21 protein-coding genes are annotated in these 19,024 nt (G+C 72.1%); 13 read left to right on the top strand and 8 right to left on the bottom strand.

Annotation, left to right across the window (positions count from 1 at the left end; all coding sequences use genetic code 11):
- Positions 1 to 65: 65 nt before the first annotated feature.
- Genes ACNYC2_RS24265 through ACNYC2_RS24255 form a run of 3 tightly spaced genes read left to right on the top strand, consistent with a single transcriptional unit; the run spans position 66 to position 3,203 of the window.
- Positions 66 to 1,181, top strand: a complete 1,116-nt coding sequence (locus tag ACNYC2_RS24265) for a hypothetical protein (RefSeq protein WP_419704241.1) — start codon at positions 66 to 68, stop codon at positions 1,179 to 1,181.
- Between the two features lie 50 nt (positions 1,182 to 1,231).
- A complete protein-coding gene (locus ACNYC2_RS24260) occupies positions 1,232 to 2,569 on the top strand; it encodes a sensor histidine kinase (RefSeq protein ID WP_419704240.1) in 1,338 nt (445 codons plus the stop codon).
- Positions 2,562 to 3,203: a response regulator gene (locus tag ACNYC2_RS24255; protein ID WP_419704239.1), complete on the top strand. Its 642-nt coding sequence runs from the start codon at positions 2,562 to 2,564 to the stop codon at positions 3,201 to 3,203. The genes ACNYC2_RS24260 and ACNYC2_RS24255 overlap by 8 nt, the downstream gene beginning before the upstream one ends.
- 32 nt (positions 3,204 to 3,235) lie before the next feature.
- On the opposite strand, the gene ACNYC2_RS24250 is transcribed toward ACNYC2_RS24255, so the two are convergent.
- Positions 3,236 to 3,709, bottom strand: coding sequence for an N-acetyltransferase family protein (locus tag ACNYC2_RS24250; RefSeq protein WP_419704238.1), 474 nt, complete (start codon positions 3,707 to 3,709; stop codon positions 3,236 to 3,238).
- A 106-nt stretch (positions 3,710 to 3,815) separates the two neighbouring features.
- Here ACNYC2_RS24250 and ACNYC2_RS24245 point away from each other — a divergent pair, with 106 nt between their 5' ends.
- Entirely contained in the window at positions 3,816 to 4,151 is a 336-nt protein-coding gene (locus tag ACNYC2_RS24245; protein ID WP_419704237.1) for a hypothetical protein, read from the top strand.
- A 39-nt stretch (positions 4,152 to 4,190) separates the two neighbouring features.
- Here ACNYC2_RS24245 and ACNYC2_RS24240 read toward each other — a convergent pair whose 3' ends face one another.
- Positions 4,191 to 4,673, bottom strand: a complete 483-nt coding sequence (locus ACNYC2_RS24240) for a glutathione peroxidase (protein ID WP_419704236.1) — start codon at positions 4,671 to 4,673, stop codon at positions 4,191 to 4,193.
- A gap of 39 nt (positions 4,674 to 4,712) precedes the next feature.
- A complete protein-coding gene (locus ACNYC2_RS24235) occupies positions 4,713 to 6,041 on the bottom strand; it encodes a dicarboxylate/amino acid:cation symporter (protein WP_419704235.1) in 1,329 nt (442 codons plus the stop codon).
- A gap of 170 nt (positions 6,042 to 6,211) precedes the next feature.
- Here ACNYC2_RS24235 and ACNYC2_RS24230 point away from each other — a divergent pair, with 170 nt between their 5' ends.
- The 6 genes from ACNYC2_RS24230 (at position 6,212) to ACNYC2_RS24205 (ending at position 11,445) form a co-directional block, all read left to right on the top strand.
- On the top strand, positions 6,212 to 7,240 hold the full coding sequence (locus tag ACNYC2_RS24230) for a pseudouridine synthase (protein WP_419704234.1): 1,029 nt from the start codon (positions 6,212 to 6,214) through the stop codon (positions 7,238 to 7,240).
- 52 nt (positions 7,241 to 7,292) lie between these two features.
- Positions 7,293 to 8,528, top strand: a complete 1,236-nt coding sequence (gene alr, locus ACNYC2_RS24225; protein WP_419704233.1) for an alanine racemase — start codon at positions 7,293 to 7,295, stop codon at positions 8,526 to 8,528.
- A complete protein-coding gene (gene tsaE, locus ACNYC2_RS24220; RefSeq protein ID WP_419704232.1) occupies positions 8,525 to 9,100 on the top strand; it encodes a tRNA (adenosine(37)-N6)-threonylcarbamoyltransferase complex ATPase subunit type 1 TsaE in 576 nt (191 codons plus the stop codon). Before alr ends, tsaE begins: the two co-directional genes overlap by 4 nt.
- Before the next feature lie 26 nt (positions 9,101 to 9,126).
- Positions 9,127 to 9,912 (top strand): tRNA (adenosine(37)-N6)-threonylcarbamoyltransferase complex dimerization subunit type 1 TsaB, encoded by a 786-nt coding sequence (gene tsaB, locus ACNYC2_RS24215; protein WP_419704231.1) that lies wholly within the window; start codon positions 9,127 to 9,129, stop codon positions 9,910 to 9,912.
- The gene (gene rimI / locus ACNYC2_RS24210; RefSeq protein WP_419704230.1) at positions 9,909 to 10,448 is read left to right on the top strand and encodes a ribosomal protein S18-alanine N-acetyltransferase; all 540 of its coding nucleotides are present in this window, start codon (positions 9,909 to 9,911) and stop codon (positions 10,446 to 10,448) included. The genes tsaB and rimI overlap by 4 nt, the downstream gene beginning before the upstream one ends.
- A gap of 115 nt (positions 10,449 to 10,563) precedes the next feature.
- The gene (locus ACNYC2_RS24205; RefSeq protein WP_419704229.1) at positions 10,564 to 11,445 is read left to right on the top strand and encodes a sulfurtransferase; all 882 of its coding nucleotides are present in this window, start codon (positions 10,564 to 10,566) and stop codon (positions 11,443 to 11,445) included.
- Positions 11,446 to 11,474: 29 nt separating this feature from the next.
- On the opposite strand, the gene ACNYC2_RS24200 is transcribed toward ACNYC2_RS24205, so the two are convergent.
- Positions 11,475 to 12,197 (bottom strand): hypothetical protein, encoded by a 723-nt coding sequence (locus tag ACNYC2_RS24200; protein ID WP_419704228.1) that lies wholly within the window; start codon positions 12,195 to 12,197, stop codon positions 11,475 to 11,477.
- Between the two features lie 34 nt (positions 12,198 to 12,231).
- The gene (gene tsaD, locus ACNYC2_RS24195) at positions 12,232 to 13,275 is read right to left on the bottom strand and encodes a tRNA (adenosine(37)-N6)-threonylcarbamoyltransferase complex transferase subunit TsaD (RefSeq protein ID WP_419704227.1); all 1,044 of its coding nucleotides are present in this window, start codon (positions 13,273 to 13,275) and stop codon (positions 12,232 to 12,234) included.
- A gap of 111 nt (positions 13,276 to 13,386) precedes the next feature.
- On the opposite strand from tsaD, the gene ACNYC2_RS24190 reads away from it, so the two are divergent.
- Positions 13,387 to 14,001 (top strand): malonic semialdehyde reductase, encoded by a 615-nt coding sequence (locus tag ACNYC2_RS24190; RefSeq protein WP_419704226.1) that lies wholly within the window; start codon positions 13,387 to 13,389, stop codon positions 13,999 to 14,001.
- A 90-nt stretch (positions 14,002 to 14,091) separates the two neighbouring features.
- Here the strand turns inward: ACNYC2_RS24190 and ACNYC2_RS24185 are convergent, their stop codons facing one another.
- Together ACNYC2_RS24185 and ACNYC2_RS24180 are read right to left on the bottom strand one after the other, a co-directional pair.
- Complete coding sequence (locus tag ACNYC2_RS24185) at positions 14,092 to 15,258, bottom strand: glutamate--cysteine ligase (RefSeq protein WP_419704225.1); 1,167 nt, start codon at positions 15,256 to 15,258, stop codon at positions 14,092 to 14,094.
- A complete protein-coding gene (locus ACNYC2_RS24180) occupies positions 15,255 to 16,523 on the bottom strand; it encodes a THUMP-like domain-containing protein (protein ID WP_419704224.1) in 1,269 nt (422 codons plus the stop codon). Before ACNYC2_RS24180 ends, ACNYC2_RS24185 begins: the two co-directional genes overlap by 4 nt.
- A 334-nt stretch (positions 16,524 to 16,857) precedes the next feature.
- Here ACNYC2_RS24180 and groES point away from each other — a divergent pair, with 334 nt between their 5' ends.
- Positions 16,858 to 17,154, top strand: coding sequence for a co-chaperone GroES (gene groES / locus ACNYC2_RS24175; protein WP_116673642.1), 297 nt, complete (start codon positions 16,858 to 16,860; stop codon positions 17,152 to 17,154).
- Positions 17,155 to 17,278: 124 nt separating this feature from the next.
- On the opposite strand, the gene ACNYC2_RS24170 is transcribed toward groES, so the two are convergent.
- Positions 17,279 to 17,566, bottom strand: coding sequence for a WhiB family transcriptional regulator (locus ACNYC2_RS24170; protein ID WP_116673643.1), 288 nt, complete (start codon positions 17,564 to 17,566; stop codon positions 17,279 to 17,281).
- A 190-nt stretch (positions 17,567 to 17,756) separates the two neighbouring features.
- Between ACNYC2_RS24170 and ACNYC2_RS24165 the strand changes: the two genes are divergently transcribed.
- Complete coding sequence (locus ACNYC2_RS24165) at positions 17,757 to 18,962, top strand: MerR family transcriptional regulator (protein ID WP_419704223.1); 1,206 nt, start codon at positions 17,757 to 17,759, stop codon at positions 18,960 to 18,962.
- Positions 18,963 to 19,024: the final 62 nt, after the last annotated feature.

The raw sequence follows: 19,024 nt of genomic DNA, 5'->3' as shown, positions 1-19,024 counted from the left end.
GGGGGAGGGCGCCTGGCGGACGGGAGTGTGAAGGCATACCGCACGACCGACCGGAAGGAACCGTCATGGAACGCCTGCCCCGCGCCACGCTCATCGGCGCCACCATCGCGAGCGGCGCCATAGCGCTGCTCGGCCTGGCCTGGATGCTCGGACTAGTGCCGAACGTCTACGCAGACCCCGCTACCGCGCTCCTGGCCGGCCTCGCCGGACAGGAAGCCGCGACCACCCTCCACGTCGTCACGGCGCTGGCCGGCGTCGCCGGCGGTATCGCGGCGCTCGCCGGTGTCCTGGGCGTGCGGGGCCGGGTCTGGGCAGCGGCGCTGCAACTCGTCGTGTTCGGCGTGGTGCTGCAGGGCAGCGGCCCGCTGTCCACGATGGGCTACTTCGTCGCGATGGCGATGCCGCTGGCCGTCGTGGTCCTGCTCGTCCAGGTGGTGCGCCGGTACCGGGTCGCCCGCTGGACGGTCGGCGTACCCGGCCTGGCCCTGCTCGTCGTCGGCGGGTTCCTGGCGCGGGACGCCCTCGCCGGGGTAGTGCGCATGCTCGGTGCAGGCCTGTACGAGAACCGCGCAGGCCTCCTGCTCTCCCTGCTGGTGCTCGCCGCCGGGACCCTGTGGGCCGCAGTTGGGGCGCAGGCCCTGGCGGGCACGCGGGTCATGGAGCGGGCCACGGACTGGGTGGTGCGGCACCGCAGGGCCATCACGATCGTCGCCGCCACCGGACCGCTCCCGTACGCCCTGGTGCGGCTCACCTGGCTCACCCCGTGGCCGCAGCTCGGGTTCGACCTGGACCTGTCCACGCGGATCTGGGGGCTGACGCTGTCCAGCGGCGCCTGGCTCGGCGTCTTCCTCACGCTCGGCCTGATCCGCCCCTGGGGCGAGGTGTTCCCCCGCTGGATGCCAGGCCTCGCAGGCCGTCGTGTACCGATCGCCGCGGCCGCGGTGCCCGGCGGGCTGATCGCGGTGACCCTTGTCTTCTCCGCGATCCCGATGCTCGTGATGTTCGGCGGGCGGACCCTCGTCGAGGGCATCGTGGGCGCCATCACGTTCCCCTGCTGGTACTGGGGTCCGGCCCTGGCGCTCGCCGTCTGGGGCTACGTGGCCCACCGGACCCGGTCCGAGCGGGGCATCGCGGCGCCCTACGCCGGGAGGCCGGCCCGGGAGCAGCTGCCCGCCGTCTGACGCGGCAGGTTGCCTGGCGGGTGGACCCGAGGACCGGAGAGGATGACGGCATGCAGGCGACGAGGCGGCAGCTCACAGGGGATCGGGCTCGGTACGTCGCCCGGTATCTCGCACGGCGGTTCGCCTGGCAGATGCTGGGCGGGGCGATCGGGCTGGCCCTCGTGCTGCTCGTCTACAGCCTGCTGAACATCGTCGCCGGCGGGCTGCCCGCCTGGGTGGTGGCGGTCGCGACGGTCGCGGCCGCCATCGGGCTCGGGCTGGTGCCCGGCGCACGGGAGCTGGAGGTCACCGCGGCCCGCGCGCTGCTCGACGTGGACGACGAGCTGGTGGTCCCCGCCCGGCCCCGCCCCGCGCACCGGCTCCGGACGGCGGCCTGGGTCGCGGGGCACCTCGCCTCCGGCCTGCTGGTGGCGGCCGGCCTGTTCGCGGGCGTCCCGATGGCGGTACTGATCGGCGCGGAGGCCGTCGCGGGGGAGGCGTTGGCCTCGGGGGACTCGTTCTACACCGGGCTGCCGCTGCCGACCGGACCGGTATCCCTCACGCTGCGGCTGTTGGCGTGCGCCGCCTTGGCGCTGCTGGCCCTGATCGCCACCTGGCCGCTGGGTGCCGCCGCCGCGGCGCTCGCCGGCCGGGTGCTCGGGCCCACGCCGCACGACCGCATGGAGACGGCGCTCGCCAGGGCCCGCCGGGAGGCGGAGCACACCCGCCTGGCGCGCGAGCTGCACGACGGGATAGGCCATGCCCTGACCGTCGTCAGCGTCCAGGCGGCGGCCGGACGCCGGGTCGTCGCGGTCAACCCGGACGCGGCGGCCGAGGCCCTGGCCGCCATCGAGGACACCGCACGGTCGGCGCTCGCCGAGCTCGACCAGCTGCTGGCAGTCCTCCGCGACGACGCCGACGACCCTCGGGGCCCTCGCGAAGTACCGCAGCGAAGCGAGGACACTTCGTGGGGTGAGGAGGCACCGGTCGCCCTCGCACCCGCCCTGGACGACGTCGTGTCGGCGCACCGCCGCGCGGGGCTCGACCTGAGCGCTCGGCTCGACCTGCCGGCCGGGCTGCCCGCCCTCCTCGGCCGGTCCGTGCAGCGCATCGTCACGGAGGCGCTCACCAACGCCCACCGGCACGGCGCTCCCGGCCCCGTGCTGCTGACCGTGGGGCACGGCGGCGACGAGGTGCGGATCGAGGTGGTGAACCCGGTCCGGCCCGGTTCGCGTCCCGGCAGACGCTCCTCCGGAGGGCGCGGCCTGTCGGGCATCCGGGAACGCGTCGCCCTGTTCGGCGGCACCGTCCACGCCGGGCCGGACGGCGACCGGTGGGTCTTTCGTGCGACGCTGCCCTGCGCACCCCGGGCAGCCGGCGGGGCCGACCGGAAGGATCCAGATGCCTGACACCCAGGTCCGGGTGCTCGTCGCCGACGACGAACCGCTCGTCCGCAGCGGCCTGCGCCTCATCCTCGACGCCGAGCCCGACATCGAGGTCGTCGGGGAGGCCGGCGACGGCGCTCAGGCGGTCGAGCTGGCGCGCGCCCTGCGGCCCGACGTCGTCTGCATGGACGTGCGAATGCCGGGCGTGGACGGGCTGCGCGCGACGGAGCTCGTGCTGCGGCTGCCGGAGCCGCCCCGCGTGCTCGTGGTGACGACGTTCGAGCACGACGGCTACGTGCTCGACGCGCTGACGGTGGGCGCGTCCGGGTTCCTGCTCAAGCGGGCAGGCGCCGACGAGATGGTGCAGGCGGTCCGGACCGTCGCCGTCGGGCAGAGCCTGCTGTATCCACAGGCGCTCCGTGACCTGATCCGTACGCGTCCGCGGGCGACGGCCGGTGCGCCGGTGCTGACGCCGCGCGAGCGGGAGGTGCTGGGGCTGGTCGCGCAGGGCATGACGAACGCGGAGATCGCTGCCGCGCTGGTGGTCGGGGTCGAGACGGTGCGCACGCACGTGGCGTCGGTCCTCGCGAAGCTGCGGGCCCGGGACCGGACGCAGGCTGTGGTGCTCGGGTACCGGGCGGGGCTCGTCGACCTGTAGCCGTTCCTGAGGCCGTGCAGCCGGTCCGGGCGTCAGTCCCGGCGGAGGGCCATCTCCACCTGGTCCGGGAACGGCGCGTAGTCGGACGCCAGGGTGCGTCCCGTGCGGCGCCAGCCGAGGTGCTCGTAGAAGCCGATGGCCTGGTCGTTGTCGGCGAGGCACCACAGGCGCGGGTCGCGCATCTCGGCGACCGCCGCGTCCATCGCAGCGCGCGCGAGGCCGGCGCCCCAGCGGGACGGGTGCACCGCCAGGTGCCGCAGCAGCCGCTCGTCGTGGGCGACGAAGCAGGCCAGCCGGGAGCCGTCGGCGTCGTCGTCCAGGACGAGCACGCGCACGCCGGGCTCGGTGAGCGCGGACTCCCACTTGGCCAGGACCTCGTCGGCGGGGAAGGGGTACATGCCCGGCGGGAAGATATGGCCGAGCGCCGCGATCCCGGCGGCGCGCTCGACATCGAGGAGCGCCTGCGCGTCCTCGGGCGTGGCCTGCCGGAATCGGGTCGGTTCCATGCTTACCAGCGTAGGCCCCGCCCGCGGCGCGGGCACCACTGTCGAGATTTGCGGAGGGCCGCGATCGACCGGGCGAAATTGGTCTGCAACATTTCCCGGAAGTGCTGTGACCTCCGCGTGGTTCGAGCGTCAAGGCTGCATGACAGATACAGCATTCAGTGCAGTGATGTCCCGTCTGACGGCGCTCGACACGCTCTCGCTACGAGTGAGTCAGGACTGGCTCGCGTTCGGCCTTGATCGGGTGGACGTGCTGGTCATCGACATTCTGACGGTCAGCGAGCTCACGGCCTTGTCGCTGGTGAGCAAGCACAGGCTGATCGCGGAGGAGACCGATCCCGGAAGGGAGCTCGGCCTGACGAGGGTGTGGACCGGCTGGCTCGGCGACGCCTCGGACGTGGTGCCGGTAGCCATGCGGCTCACGCTCGCCCCCAGTGAGGGCTGAGGAGAAGGAGGCCGCCGCCTCGGGGCGGCCTCCTGAGCCTCAGCGCGGCAGGTGTGCCTCGATCTCGCCGACGATCGCCGGGTCGTCCGGCAGCGTCTTCGGTGAGTAGCGGCGCACGTCACCGCCGGGCAGGACCAGGAACTTCTCGAAGTTCCACCGGATCTTGCCCGAGTGTCCCTCGGCGTCCTCCGCCTTCTTGAGCTCGACGTAGAGCGGGTGCGCGTTCCGGCCGTTCAGCCTGATCTTGTCGAGCACCGGGAACGTGACGCCGTACGTCATGGAGCAGAACTCGGCGATCTTCTCGTTCGAGCTCAGCTCCTGCAGGAACTGGTTGCTGGGGAAGCCCAGCACCGTGAACCCCCGGTCCTGGTACTTCTTCTGCAGCTCCTCCAGGGTCGCGTACTGCGGCGCCAGACCGCACCGCGAGGCCACGTTCACCACGAGCACCACGTCGTCCTTGTGCTCGGCCAGCGAGATCTCGGTGCCGTCCATCGTGTGGAAGGGGATGTCGTAGAGGTCCATTCCCGCATCGTCCATCTTTGTTGCACTCACTGCAAGGTTTCAGGCGGGCTGGTTGACCGGAGCGGCTGTGTCGTTCGACTCATCAGCGTTCGGCTCGGCCTCGTTCGGCTCGGCCTCGTCGACAGAGGCGTCGCTCTCCGCGACCGTCTTCCGCTCGTCGTAGACGTCGCGGTCGATCTCGCCGGAGGCGTTCGCGACGAGCATCGCGACGAGCGTGTCGCCGTTGACGTTGAGGAACGTCCGGAAGATGCCCGTGAACCAGTCCACCGCGATGAGCAGCCCCACTGCCTCGAACGGGAGGCCGAGCGACGTCGCGAGGAACATCGCGACCACCGGGAAGCCGCCCGGGACCGTGATGGTGCCCATGTTGAGGAGCACGGCGAGTGCCATGCCGAGGACCAGCTGTCCCGGCGACAGGGTGACGTCGCCCGCCTGGGCGAGGAACATCACGACGATCATGTAGTTGAGGACGGCTCCGTAGGAACCCATGGTCAGGCCCACCGACAGGGTGAAGCTCGCGACGCGCTTGCTGATGCCGACCTTCTCGACGGCGTTGCGCAGCACCGTCGGGTAGGTGACCGCCGAGCTCGTCGTCGTGACCGCTATCGCCGTCTGCTCCGCGAGCTTGCGCGGCAGGCGCCACGGGCTCAGCCGCGTGCGCAGCGTGACGACGGTGACGAACAGGACCAGGAGGATGACCACGCCGAGCAGCGTCGTGCCGAGGTAGCTCAGTGCGGTCGTCACGACGGCGAACCCGACGTCTCCCGCGAGCGCCGCGAGGAGGCAGAACACGCCGACGGGCGCGATGTACATGACGAACCGGATCATCGTGAGGACGATCTGCTGGAGCTGGTCGAAGAACCCGAGCACGAGCCGGTTGCCGGTCCTGGCGATGTACGCGTTGAGCGCGGCGCCGAACAGCAGCGAGAAGATGATGATCGGCACCATGGTCGCCGTCGACATGGCCTCGAAGATGTTCGTCGACACGAAGCCGAGGACGGTGTCCTGCCAGCTCGTCGGCTCGGGCGGGGTGAGTGCGGGGTCGAGCTCGCCGTCGAACACCATCCCGGCTCCGGGGCGCAGGAGGCTGCTCAGGCCCCAGGCGAGCAGTGCGGCGACGACGGAGAAGGAGATCATCCAGCCGAAGGTCCGGGCGGCGAGCCCGCCGGCGCCCTTGCCGCTCATGGATCCCGTCGCGACGATCACCGAGGCCATCACGAGCGGCACTATCGACATCTGGATGAGCCGGATGAAGAGGTCACCGACGAACTTCAGGTTGCTCGCCCAGTCGCCGACGAGGAGCCCGAAGGCGATTCCGGCGACGGCGGCGATGCCGATCTGCAGGGCAGGGTTCTTCAGGGCCTTCACGGTTCCTCCGGTGTCATGTGCCGCACGACCGCGCGGCTCTGCTGCGAAACTAGGCGGGCGCCGTTAGGCCGGTGAGGACTGCGCGTTGCATTCCTGTTTCAACTTCGACGGGTTCTGGCACAAATGTTTCGGGATGATGACCGCAGGTCGTGCGGGGTTAGGTTGACGGCGTGAGCCACCCGCCCTCGGGCACCGGACGCCGGTCCGGACCCACCAAGCACCGCCCGCCGCTGCCGGTGCGGGACGGGCTCAACCCGACCCGGATAGTGCTGCCGCACGACCCGGAGGTGGTCGCGCGGTTCCCGTTCGCGCTCGACTACCTCCTGGACCGGTTCCCCGACGACGAGGTGCGCCTGCGCGAGAAGCTGGGCCTGGGCGAGATCGTCACCGGAGGCGGGGAGCCGCTCACCCCGGCGACCCCGTACGAGCCGCGCGGCTTTCTCTACCTGTACCGCGACCCGCCCGCGCACGAGGACAAGATCCCCTTCGAGCCGGAGGTGCTGCACCGCGACGAGAACCTGCTCGTCGTCGACAAGCCGCACTTCCTCGCGACGATGCCGCGCGGGCGGTGGATACGGGAGACCGCCCTGGTCCGGCTCCGCGTCGCCCTGGACCTGCCGGAGCTCTCGCCGGCCCACCGGCTCGACCGCGGCACCGCGGGCGTGCTGGTCTTCACGGTGCGGCCCGAGGTGCGCGGCGCGTACCAGGAGGCGTTCGCGCGCCGCGAGGTGCGCAAGGTCTACGAGGCGGTGGCACCGCTCACGCCGTCGGACGGCGCTCCGCCCGACGCCGCCCTGGTCGCCCGGGGCGAGCCCGTCACGCTGCGTAGCCGCGTGGTGAAGCGACGCGGCGTCACCAGGGCCGAGGAGGTGCCCGGCGTGCCGAACACCGAGTCCCTGATCACCCTCTCGGACGCCGACGAGACCCGTGGCCTGGGCTTGTACCGCCTGGAACCGCACACCGGCAAGACCCACCAGCTCAGGCTGCACATGGCCTCGCTCGGGCTGCCGATCCTGCACGACCCGTTCTGGCCCGAGCTCCGGGACTCCGAACCCGACGACTTCGACCGGCCGCTGCAGCTCCTGTCCCGGTCGCTCGAGCTCACCGACCCGCTGTCCGGGCGGCTCCGCCGCTTCGAGTCGCGGCGCACGCTCAGCGAGACCCCCCGGACCTGTCAGACGCTCAGGTCACCCGAGTGACCTGAGCGTCTGACACGTCCGGGGGTGTCTGACAGGTGCAAGAATCTTCTGGATGAGCACCGGCCCCGACCACCCCGCCCGCGCCGTCGTCGATCTGGACGCGATCCGCGACAACGTGCGCGCCCTGCGCGCGACCGCCTCGACCGCCCAGGTCATGGCGGTCGTCAAGGCGGACGCGTACGGGCACGGCCTCGCGCCGGCGGCCCGGGCGGCGCTCGCCGGCGGCGCCACCTGGCTCGGCGCGGCACACGCCGCGGAGGCTCTCGCGGTCCGGGCCGTCGTCGGACCCGAGGCCCGGATCCTCATCTGGCTCTACGCACCCGGCGCCCCGTTCACCGACCTGATCAGGAACGACGTCGACATCGCCGTCGCCGCCGCCTGGGCGCTGGACGAGGTGGCCGACGGCGCCCGCGCCGCGGGCCGGACCGCCCGCGTGCACCTCAAGGTCGACACCGGGCTGGGCCGCAACGGGATCATGCCCGAGGACCTGCCGGCAGTGCTCGACCGCGCTGCGGCGCTGCAGGCCGAGGGGTCGCTCGCGATCGTCGGGATCATGTCGCACTTCGCGCTCGCGGACGAGCCCGACCACCCGTCGGTGAAGATGCAGACCCACGCCTTCGAGGACGCGACCAGGGCCGCCGAGGCGGCCGGGATGCCCATCGAGGTGCGGCACATCGCCAACTCCGCGGCGACCCTCACGAACCCGTCCGCCCACTACGACCTGGTGCGCGCGGGGATCGCCGTCTACGGGCTGTCGCCCGTGCCGCACCTCGGCGCGCCCGGCGACTACGGCCTGCGCCCGGCGATGACGCTCGAGGCGCGGCTCGCCACGGTCAAGCGCGTACCGGCGGGCCACGGCGTCTCGTACGGCCACTTCTACACCACCACGCAGGACACGGTTCTCGGCGTCGTCCCGCTCGGGTACGGCGACGGGATCCCCCGGCACGCCTCGGGCGGCTCGCTCGGCCCCGGCGGCCCGGTCCTCGTGGGCGGCGGCGTCGACGACGTCGCGGCACCCGACACCGGGCTCGGCACCGCCCGCGTGCTGCGGATCGCCGGCCGGGTGTGCATGGACCAGGTGCTCCTCGACCTCGGCCCCTACGCACCCGAACAGGCAGGAGACGTGGTCACCCTGTTCGGGGCGTCGGACGGGCTCGCCCGCGCCGGCGCGCCGAACGCGGAGGACTGGGCGCAGGCAGCAGGCACCATCAGCTACGAGATCGTCACGCGCCTCGGGGCGCGTGTGCCCCGCGTGTACGCGGGTACCGCAGGAAGGGAGACCGCGTGAGCGGGGCAACAGGAGGACAGAGCGACATCACGACGTCGGAGGCGGTGACGCTGGAGCTGCCCGACGCCGACTCGACACGGGCACTGGGCGCGGCCCTCGCCAGGCAGCTCCGCGCAGGGGACCTGGTGATCCTCACGGGCGACCTCGGCGCCGGAAAGACCACCCTCACCCAGGGGATCGGCGCCACCCTGCACGTACGCGGCCAGGTCGCCTCGCCCACGTTCATCGTGGCGCGCGAGCACCCGGCGCTGCCGCGGGAGGACGGGACGCGCGGCCCCGGCCTGGTGCACGTCGACGCCTACCGGCTCGGCGGGCTGAGCGAGCTCGACGCGCTCGACCTCGACTCGTCCCTCGGGGACTCCGTGACGGTCGTGGAGTGGGGGCGCGGCCTGGCCGAGGCGCTCGCGGACGACCGGCTGGAGATCGACCTGGAACGCCCACGCGGTGCCGCGCCGTCGTTCGACCCCGGCGTGACCACGGAGGAGGACCCGGAGGCGGGGACGCGGAAGGTGACGATCCGCGCCGTCGGGCAGCGCTGGGCCGGCGTGGACCTAGCCGCCCTGCTGAGCTGACCCGGCCGGGTCGGTACCCTGGTCATGTGGCCGTTCTTGCTCTCGATACCTCAGCAGCCGTCGCCGTCTCCCTCGTCTCCGATGACGGCACGCGCCTCGCGTCCCGGACCTCGGACGAGCGGCGGCGGCACGCCGAGTCGCTCGCACCCCTGATCGAGGAGGTCCTCGCCGAGGCGGGGATCGAGCCCAGCGGTCTGACCGCCGTCGTCGCAGGTACGGGGCCCGCCCCCTTCACCGGACTGCGGGTCGGGCTGGTCACCGCGCGCACGCTCGCGCTGACCATCGGCGTCCCCGTGCTCGGCGTGCCCAGCCTCGACGCACTGGCCGTGCAGGCCGTCAGCGACCTCGGGCTGCGCCCGGGCACGGAGATCCTCGCGACCTCCGACGCGCGCCGCAAGGAGGTCTACTGGGCCCGCTACCGCGTGATCTCGCACGAGGGTCCGCACGGCGTCCCGGTGGTGGAGTGCCTGGCCGGGCCGGACGTCGACCGGGCGGGGTTCGTCGCGCAGGCGCAGCTCGCCGCACCCGACTCCGCGGACGGGCAGCTGCCCGTCGTGGTCGGCGAGGGAGCGATGCTCTACCCCGAGTTCCTGCCCGTGGCCGACGACGCCCCGCTCGTCCCCGACGCGACCGTCCTGGCCCGGCTGGCGCTCGTGCGCCGCGCGGCGGGCGAGGAGCAGCCGTCCGAGCCCCTGTACCTCCGGCGTCCGGACGTGCACGAGCCGGCGCGGGTCTCGACGGGCTCGACCACCGGAGTGGGCTCGACCACCGGTTCCGGCTCGACCAGCGGTCCGGCCGGGGGCGCCGCGTGATCACCGAGGTGCGGCTGCGGCCGCTGCGCAACGCCGACTTCGACCGGGTCCTGGAGCTCGAACGCCAGCTCTTCGGCCGGGGTGCCTGGACCTACGGGATGCTCGCCGACGAGCTCGCCGGCCTCGGCCGCTGGTACATCGTGGCGGAGCCGGAGCGGCGCGACCGGGCGGGGGACCAGCCCGTCGTCGGCTACGCGGGCCTGTGGTTCGACGGCGACGTCACGCAGGTCATGACCATCGGCGTCGACCCGGTCGTGCAGCGGCACGGGGTCGGCCGGCAGCTGCTGACCGCGCTGATCGAGCGCTCCCGCAAGGTCAAGGCCGAGGCGGTGCTGCTGGAGGTGCGGGTCGACAACGCGCCGGCCATCGAGATGTACCGGGACTTCGGGTTCGAGATCCTCGGCGTGCGCAAGCGCTACTACCAGCCGGAGGACGTGGACGCCTACACGATGCGCCTGGACCTGGCGGCCCCCGCGGACGACACGGCGGACGCCCCGGTGGACGCACCCGTGGACGCCCCGGGCGACGCTGCCTGAGGCTGCCGGAACTTCCTGCTCGAACCCGCTCGACGTACTGATCCGAAGTCGGAGACAGTACGTTCAACAACGCCGTCGATCTGGGTTGATGGCCGACGACGAGGAGTATCACCGCATGAGGGAACGAGTTCTGGTCGACGCCGCGAGCCTGGCCGCGGACCTGCGGATCGGCGGGGGAACCGACCCGGTGGAGGGCAGTCCTGTGGTGCTCGACGTCCGGTGGGCGCTCGGGATGACCGACGGTCACGACCAGTACCGCGCCGGCCACATCCCGGGCGCGGTCTACGTGGACCTGGAGACGGAGCTCGCCGCGCCCGCGTCGTCCGCCGCCGGGCGGCACCCGCTGCCGTCGGCCTCGGCGTTCCAGCAGGCCGCGCGCGGCTGGGGTGTCTCGGGGGACTCGCGCGTCGTCGTCTACGACTCCGTCGGCGGCACGTCCGCGGCCCGCGCCTGGTGGCTGCTGCGCTACTTCGGCGTAGCCGGCGTGCGCATCCTGGACGGCGGGCTCGCCGCCTGGAACGCCGCGGGGTTCGCCCTCGAACCGGGCGAGGTGACGGCCGAGCCGGGCGACGTCGTCGCGCGTCCGGGCGGGATGCCCGTGCTGGACGCGGACGAGGCAGCCGCGCTGGCCGACGGCGAGGGCGTGCTCCTGGACGCACGTGCCGCCGAGCGCTACCGCGGCGAGGTGGAGCCCGTGGACCCGCAGGCGGGGCACATTCCCGGCGCGGCCAGCGCACCGACCACCGAGAACCTGCGTGCGGACGGGCGTTTCCTGTCGACGGCGGAGCTGAAGCGGCGGTTCGGGGACCTGGGGGTCTCGACCGGCTCGACGACCGGCTCCACGAACGGCGGGGTCGGCGTCTACTGCGGCTCCGGCGTCACGGCGTCGCACCAGGTGGCCGCGCTCGCTGTCGCCGGTGTGGACGCCGCGCTGTACCCGGGCTCCTGGTCGCAGTGGTCGAACGACCCGGCGCGGGAGGTCGCGACCGGCGCCTAGCCGGCCGGCCAGGTCTCAGGCCTCACGCCTCACGACGCCGTGCGCTCCTCGCTGAGCACCGTGATCTTCTGCCACACCTTCCGCGACATGCCCATGGTCAGCGTCTCGATGGTCGACACGGTGTTCAGCACTATGTCGTCCTGCGACTCCTCGGCGCACAGCGCAGCGGCCTTGCTCACCATGGACAGGAGCTCGGTGCAGTACTCCAGGTAGTACTCGATCTGCTCGGACGTGAGGCCGACGTCGGCGCCGTCGGTCCCGCCCGCGAAGGCGTCCCGGAGGCTCTCCGGCTCCTTGGTGAGCTGGTGCATGTCGACGATGTGCGCCAGGGAACGCAGCCGGTGCAGCTTGGCCAGCAGGTCGGCCCGCTGGACGCGCTCCGGGAACGAGTACAGCAGCACGACGGCGATGGCGACGAACACTATGTCGTTCACCGCGCTCTCGATGAGCGGGAGCCAGTCGAGGCCGTTGTCCGGGGCGTCGGTGAACGCGGCCTCGACCGCGAAGCCGAAGGCCACCACCGCGACGAGCACCACGATGCCGATGACCGTGTGCGACGCGGTGCGGACGAGCCTGCTGCGTCGGCGGGACCCCGCGGAGGTGTCGGCCACCTGCTCGGTCAGGGAGACGAGCTCCTGCGCGACGCGATGAATACCCCGGTCGGGGAACCGTGCGCCGATGCGGTCGCGCAGGCGGCGCGCCGTCTCGATGACGGGGACGGGTTCGAGCTTCTCCAGGGTTCTCGCGGTCACGGGAGGCAGCGTAGAGCCAGGGCAGGCCTCGCGGTCAGACGGTGATGGTGGTGAGCGGCATCGACGAGTCCACGGGGATGTCCAGGCTGCTCGGGGCGACCCCTGCCGCCACAACGGCGGAGCCGAGCGCCGCGATCATCGCGCCGTTGTCGGTGCAGTAGCGGATCGGCGGGATGCGCAGGTCGATCCCGGCCTCGGCGCAGCGCTTGGCCGCCATCTCGCGCAGCTGGCTGTTGGCCGAGAACCCGCCGCCGATCACCAGCGTGTCGACGTCGTGCCTGTGGCAGGCGGCGATCGTCTTGGCGGTGAGGACGTCGGCGACCGCCTCGGCGAACGACGCCGCGACGTCGTGCACCGGGATGGGCTGACCGGCGTCGGTGCGGGCCTCCACCCAGCGGGCGACCGCCGTCTTGAGTCCGGAGAACGAGAAGTCGTAGGCGTGCTTGGCCTGGTCCTTCGCGGCGGTGAGGCCGCGGGGGAAGCGGATCGCGGCGGGGTCGCCCTCGCGCGCGAGCCGGTCGATGTGCGGTCCGCCGGGGTAGGGCAGGCCCAGCAGCCGGCCGACCTTGTCGAAGGCCTCGCCCGCCGCGTCGTCCAGGGTGGAGCCGAGCTCCGTGACGTCGGTGGCGATGTCGTTCACCATGAGCAGCGAGCTGTGGCCGCCGCTCACCACGAGCGCCATCGCGCGTTCCGGCAGCGGTCCGTCGACGAGCTGGTCCACGCACGCGTGCCCGATGACGTGGTTCACGCCGTAGAGCGGCTTGTTGAGCCCGATCGCGAGGGCCTTCGCGGCGGACGCCCCGATGGTGAGCGGCCCCACGAGCCCGGGGCCCGCGGTCACGGCGATCGCGTCGACCTCGGACAGGTCGACGTCTGCCTCGCCGATCGCCCGCTGGATGGTGGGGATCATCGCCTCGAGGTGGGCGCGGCTGGCGACCTCGGGGATGATGCCGCCGTAGCGGGCGTGCTCCTCCATCGAGCTGGCGACGGCGTCGACCAGCAGCTCGTTGCCGCGGACCAGGGCGACACCGGTCTCGTCGCAGGAGGTCTCGATGCCGAGCACCAGGGGTTCTGCCATGGGGTCCAGCCTAATTGGTCGCGGTCGCACAGTGGTGTGCTGCCCGGTCGTGTGTCCCGCCTCATAGTTGAATTCGGAACTATCGCCGGGGGCAACCTTGTTGGCACCGGCATGACCGAGACTCTTGAGGCTTCGAGCCTCGCTATCGACGACGCGACCGCCGACCGACTGTTCCGCACGGCGCGCACCGTGACGACCTTCGCCGAGTCCGAGGTGACCGACGAGCAGCTCGCCGCCGTGTACGACCTCATCAAGTGGGGTCCGACGATGATGAACACGAGCCCGCTGCGCGTGCTCGTCGTCCGCACGCCGGAGGCCCGGCAGCGCCTCGTCGCCAACGCCCCCGAGGGCAACCAGGAGCGCATCGCGAAGGCGCCGGTCACCCTCGTCCTCGCGTCCGACCCCGACTTCCACGAGCGCCTCGACGTGCTGGTCCCGCACATCCCGGGCGCGCGCGAGATGTTCGCGGGCGACGCCGAGGCGCGCGCCGAGGCGGCACGCACGAGCGCTCTGCTCCAGGCCGGGTACCTCGTCGTCGGCCTGCGGGCTGCCGGCCTGGCCGCCGGCCCGATGCACGGGAACTACGACGGGATCGACGCCGAGTTCTTCGCCGAGAGCGGCTGGAAGAGCTTCCTCGTCGTCAACGTCAGCTCGGCCGACGGCGCCGACACGACCCGCCCCCGCGCCCCCCGCCTGAACTACGACGAGGTCTCCCAGATCGTCTGACACCAGTTCGCCGAAGTAGAGCGCCTGTCCGGCCCGAGCCCCGTCTCACGGGGTTGAGCCGGACAGGCGCTCTACTTCGGCGAACCGGTGTCAGAGCGGGTGGCCCGCTCGCATCTCGTCCACCATCGAGCGCACGACCGGCACCAGGTCGCCGCCGTGCGCCGCGGCCACCGCCTGCTGCCGCTGGTACGACGCTCCAGCGCGGACGATGTCCCGCACCCCCGCCAGCTCCGCCGTGCAGCCGAGCCGGTGTGCGACAGGCTCCAGCTCGACCAGCAGCTTGCCGATCGCGTCGACTATCGGGCCCTGGTTGCCGTCGGCGTCGAGGATCACCGTGGCGCCCAGGCCGTAGCGGGCCGAGCGGAACTTGTTCTCCTGCACGTACCACGGCGGCAGCACGGGCAGGGTCCTGCCCTGGTCGAGCTGGGTGGACAGGTGCTCCACCAGGCAGTGCACCAGCGCCGCGAGCGTGAGGGCCTCCGAGAGGTTGGTCGGTCCGTCGCAGACCCGCACCTCGAGCGTGCCGAACGTCGAGGGCCGCACGTCCCAGTGGACCTCGTTGAACGCCTCGACCGCGCCGACGTGCAGCATGTCGCCCGCGTACGCCTCCAGCTCCTGCCAGGTCTCGAAGGGGACCGGCAGTCCTGAGCTGGGGATCTGCTGGAACAGCAGCGACCTGTTGGACGCGTAACCGGTGTGCTGGCCGGCCCAGTAGGGCGACCCGGCAGAGAGTGCCTGCAGGTGCGGGAAGTAGGTGAGCATCGCGCGCATCAGCGGCAGCGCCTTGTCCCGGTGCTCGATCCCGACGTGGACGTGCAGCCCCCAGATGATCAGCTGCGCGCCCCAGACCCCGGTGCGCTCCATGATGCGGGTGTAGCGCTCCTTCTCGCCGACCTGCTGGTCCGCGGCGCGCGCGAACGGGTGCGTCCCGCCGCCCATGAGGTCGAGGCCGAGCGGGTCGGTCACCGTCCGCACCCGGTCGAGGAGCCGGTCGAGGTCCGATCCGGCGTCCGCGACGGTATGGCAGACGCCGGTCACCAGCTCGATGGTGTTCTTCATGAACTCGCCGGCCACGTGCGGGGCGTAGCTCACCGAGCCGTCGGGTGGTTCGACGGCGGTGCGTGCGAGAGCCGCGAGAACCTCCGGTCCCGACTGCGAGAGGTCGGCCGTGTCGGACCGGATCAGCCCGATCTCCCATTCGAGGCCAACGGTGGAGCGGGGGGACTCGCCGAATCCGAGCCGGGCCGGCGAGCTCATACGGGTCCCAGTGGTTCGACGAGGAGCACCTGTTGGTTGCCTGCCACGCGTGTGAGCACGATCGTCGCCTCCTCGGTCCCGGTGAGCACGAGCTGCTTGCGAAGTTGTTCAGGTACCACCGCGGTGCCGCGCTTCTTGATAGTGATGCGCCCGACGTTGCGGTCACGCAGGTACGCCTTGAGCCGCTTCAGTCCGAACGGCATGGTGTCGAGCACCCGGTAGCCGGTGGCTATCGGCGCCGGCGCCCCTACCGAGTCGGTGGGCCGGGTCGACGGCAGCTCCGCGGGGCTGTCCGTGGTGACGTACGCGATGGTCGGGTCGACGAGGCGTCCGCCCAGCTCAGCGGCCGCCTGGCCGACAAGACCCGCGCGGATGACCGCCCCGTCGGGCTCGTACAGGTACTGTCCGACGCCGCCGACGTCGGGCACGACGTCGGCGCCGCGGACCGTGCGGCTCAGCGTGTGCTCCTTGCCGTCGTCGTCGGTGAACGTGCGCAGCACGAGCGCCGACCGTCCGGGGCCGTCGAGGGCGAGCGGTCCGAACCAGAGGCCGGCCTCGACCACGTCGCCGTTGACGGAGACCCACTGGGTCTCGGCGTCGTCGGGCAGGCCGTCGTGCGGGATGCCCGGACCCACCTTGATGCCCACGGCGGGCACCGTCTCGCGCAGCGCCCAGACGGCGTCGAGCGGGGGCTCGTACGCCCGCGGGTCGAAGACTCGCCTGCTCCGTGCGCCCGAGCCGCCGCTCACCCGGCGGGCGGGGTCGGCGTAGACGCCCTCGATGCCCTCGGCACGCAGGTCGATCCCGAGCCCGTCGGCATGCCGCACGTCTGCCTCGGGGAAGTGGCGCAGGTTCCACTGCGCGATCGCGGCGGTGCACTCGTCCAGATCGGTGGCGACCACCCGCAGGCCCGTCCCCGCGAAGGCGAGCGAGTCGGCGCCGATGCCGCAGGTGAGGTCGGCGATGGCGGAGATGCCCGCGTCGAGGTACCGCCGGGCGTGCAGCGCGGCGACGAGGAGCCGTGTCGCCTGCTCCAGGCCGTCCGGGGTGAAGAGCATCCCGTCGGCGAAGTCACCGAACTTGGCCCGGGCCCGCGTGCGGAGCCTGGACTGGGTGACCAGCGCGGCCGCGAGGTCCGGCGCGACGCCCCTGTCCCGCAGGGCGGTCACGGTCTTCATCGCCTGTCGCTCGTCGTAGGGCGGGAGGGCGCCCAGCAAGGCCCAGCCGTCGGGGCTGAGCAGTTTGCTCAGAATCGCCGCATCCATGGGAAGATCTTTCCACGTTTGTCCTGGTCGTGACGAGCGGCGCGACGGAACCTTTTCGCGGAGATGGCGAGATTCCGGTGTGGCGGCGGCGCGTCGGTCCCGCAGAGTGTGAGCCACTCCACCCGATTGGCACTCGCCTTGACCGAGTGCTAGCGCCGACCTAGATTTGGGGTTGTTCACCACTGCGGGAACCCGGATGACGGGCCCGCGGGGGAGAACCCAGACGTTCGTGCCCGCCGGCACCCGCGACGACGGCGGACGGTCGAACGTTCGAGCCACTTACGCCCATCACGCAGCTGATCTCTCGATCCGCTCACGAAAGAGGAGGTCCGACGTGTCGGTCCCCATCAAGCCGCTCGAGGACCGGATCGTCGTCAAGGCTCTCGAAGCCGAGACCACGACCGCTTCCGGCCTGGTCATCCCGGACACCGCCAAGGAGAAGCCCCAGGAGGGCGAGGTCCTGGCCGTTGGCCAGGGCCGCATCGACGACAACGGCAACCGTGTGCCGCTGGACGTCGCCGTCGGTGACAAGGTGATCTACTCCAAGTACGGCGGCACCGAGGTCAAGTACGCGGGTGAGGAGTACCTGGTGCTCTCCGCTCGCGACATCCTCGCCGTGGTCGTGAGCTGACTCCAGCTCACCCCAGGTAGACGACGAGGGCCCCGCACCGAGAGGTGCGGGGCCCTTGCCATGCCTGGATCAGGCGGAAAACTCGATCAGGCTCTCGATATGGGCGGATCAGGCGATGCCTGAATCAAGCAGAGACGGACTTGCCGGCGAGGATTGCCGAGCGCTCGTCCTCGCTGAGCCCACCCCACACGCCGTACGGCTCGCGCACGCGGAGCGACTGCTCGCGGCACTGCATCATCACGGGGCAGGAGCGGCAGATCGCCTTGGCGGCCTCGGCGCGTCTGCGGCGTGTCGACCCACGCTCGCCCTCGGGGTGGAAGAACAGGGTGTCGTCCGCGTCACGGCACGCTCCCGTGTACTGCCATTCCCACAGTTCCATTACCGGACCGGGAAGCCTCGAGATCTCCGTCATGCCGAACAACCTACAAGTTGTGCAGAAGTTGTTCAAGGGGCAATTTTTGGACGGGCGACTCGAATCGGGTCACGGCAAGCGCGCCAGGGCTGACCGGTTTTGCGGCGATCTAGACCGGATTCCACCGAGATCGGCGGCACGCCGGGTTTCGCAGTGGCGCGGAGAGGTCCAGGTCGGCAGAATCGAGTCCATGACATCTTCGCGGCCTGCCGAGAGCTCGGGCGGGTCACGTGCATCCAGCCCCGGACTGGCCGTCGCCGCAGTGGCCAGACGTCTCGGGGTGGCGCCAGCCACCCTCCGTACGTGGGACCGCCGGTACGGGCTCGGCCCCTCGGGCCGGACCGCTGGGTCGCACCGCCGCTACACCCCGGACGACGTCGCCCGCCTGCTGGTGATGCGCCGTCTGACGCTCGAGGGCGTCGCGCCGGTGGATGCCGCGCGGGCCGCTGTCGAGGCAGGGGACGCGGAGCTCGAGGTCGCCACCCGGTCGGCGCCCGCGCTGCCCGCCGTGCAGGTGGAGGGCGACCTCGACGACGCCGAGCCGGAGGAGTTCGCCGAGACGTTCGTCGGAACCCTCCGGGCGCCCGAGCCCGGTGAGGAGGAGCCGACCCCGCCGCCGAGCGGCGAGCCGAAGGAAGAACCGCGCGGCAGGGCACGCCTGCGGGCGCTCCCCGGTGGTGCCACGGGCGGGGACGCCCCCGCCGCGGCAGGACCGCGGTCGGCCTCGTCCCCGGCGCCGACGTCGGGCCGGGTCTCCGCCCTGGTCGATGCCGCTCTCGCCTACAGCAGGACCGCCTGCGACAACCTGCTCGTGCTGGGCCCCGACGGGGACCCGGCGACGTGGTGGACCGAGCTGGTCGAGCCGGCGTGGCTGCGCCTGTCCGAGCGCACGGTCCTCGCCGGTCCCGGCGAGATGCCCGAGGTGGTGCTCGCGACCGCCGCGCTCCGGGCACTGCGCCACTACACCGAGGAGTTCGAGCGGGCGATGGTCGAGGCGGGCGGTCCGCCGGCCAACCACCCGAGCCGCATGCGCAAGATCGTGCTCGTGTTCGCAGCGCCGGACGAGGTGGTGCCGCTGTCAGCGCACGCGCTCGCCGCGGCGCTGGCCGCGCAGGGCTCGATGGCGCGGATCGTCACGGGCCCCGCGAGCACGCACCGTTCGGTCGAGCTGGTGACGATGGTCCGGCCGACGGCGGTCGTCCTGGCCACGACCCAGAACAAGCCCGACCTCGACGTCGTGCACGCGGTGAACGAGAGCCATCCGGACCTGCCGATCTTCGTGGGCCTGCGGGCCGACGCCGCGGCGACCGACCTGCCGTTCGGTCCGACGGTGCAGCGTGTGCGCTCGTTCACCGGCCTGCTGCACGAGGTGCTGGCGGTCATCAAGGCGAGGTGACGCACGCCTCGGGCCGGTACCACTGCCCGACCAGGATCCGTGGCCGCACCGGCCGTAGACTT

This window comes from Promicromonospora sp. NFX87, from assembly GCF_048564965.1.
Classification (GTDB): domain Bacteria; phylum Actinomycetota; class Actinomycetes; order Actinomycetales; family Cellulomonadaceae; genus Promicromonospora.
Note: the sequence above shows the minus strand (reverse complement) of the source record. Positions and strands in the feature narration are given on the sequence as shown.

Excerpts from the sequence above, each read along its gene's own strand:
- ACNYC2_RS24265 (WP_419704241.1), top strand. The coding sequence starts at position 66 with ATGGAACGCCTGCCCCGCGCCACGCTCATCGGCGCCACCATCGCGAGC.
- ACNYC2_RS24260 (WP_419704240.1), top strand. The coding sequence starts at position 1,232 with ATGCAGGCGACGAGGCGGCAGCTCACAGGGGATCGGGCTCGGTACGTC.
- ACNYC2_RS24255 (WP_419704239.1), top strand. The coding sequence starts at position 2,562 with ATGCCTGACACCCAGGTCCGGGTGCTCGTCGCCGACGACGAACCGCTC.
- ACNYC2_RS24250 (WP_419704238.1), bottom strand. The coding sequence starts at position 3,709 with ATGGAACCGACCCGATTCCGGCAGGCCACGCCCGAGGACGCGCAGGCG.
- ACNYC2_RS24240 (WP_419704236.1), bottom strand. The coding sequence starts at position 4,673 with ATGGACCTCTACGACATCCCCTTCCACACGATGGACGGCACCGAGATC.
- alr (WP_419704233.1), top strand. The coding sequence starts at position 7,293 with ATGAGCACCGGCCCCGACCACCCCGCCCGCGCCGTCGTCGATCTGGAC.
- ACNYC2_RS24205 (WP_419704229.1), top strand. The coding sequence starts at position 10,564 with ATGAGGGAACGAGTTCTGGTCGACGCCGCGAGCCTGGCCGCGGACCTG.
- tsaD (WP_419704227.1), bottom strand. The coding sequence starts at position 13,275 with ATGGCAGAACCCCTGGTGCTCGGCATCGAGACCTCCTGCGACGAGACC.
- ACNYC2_RS24190 (WP_419704226.1), top strand. The coding sequence starts at position 13,387 with ATGACCGAGACTCTTGAGGCTTCGAGCCTCGCTATCGACGACGCGACC.
- ACNYC2_RS24185 (WP_419704225.1), bottom strand. The coding sequence starts at position 15,258 with ATGAGCTCGCCGGCCCGGCTCGGATTCGGCGAGTCCCCCCGCTCCACC.
- ACNYC2_RS24180 (WP_419704224.1), bottom strand. The coding sequence starts at position 16,523 with ATGGATGCGGCGATTCTGAGCAAACTGCTCAGCCCCGACGGCTGGGCC.
- ACNYC2_RS24170 (WP_116673643.1), bottom strand. The coding sequence starts at position 17,566 with ATGACGGAGATCTCGAGGCTTCCCGGTCCGGTAATGGAACTGTGGGAA.
- ACNYC2_RS24165 (WP_419704223.1), top strand. The coding sequence starts at position 17,757 with ATGACATCTTCGCGGCCTGCCGAGAGCTCGGGCGGGTCACGTGCATCC.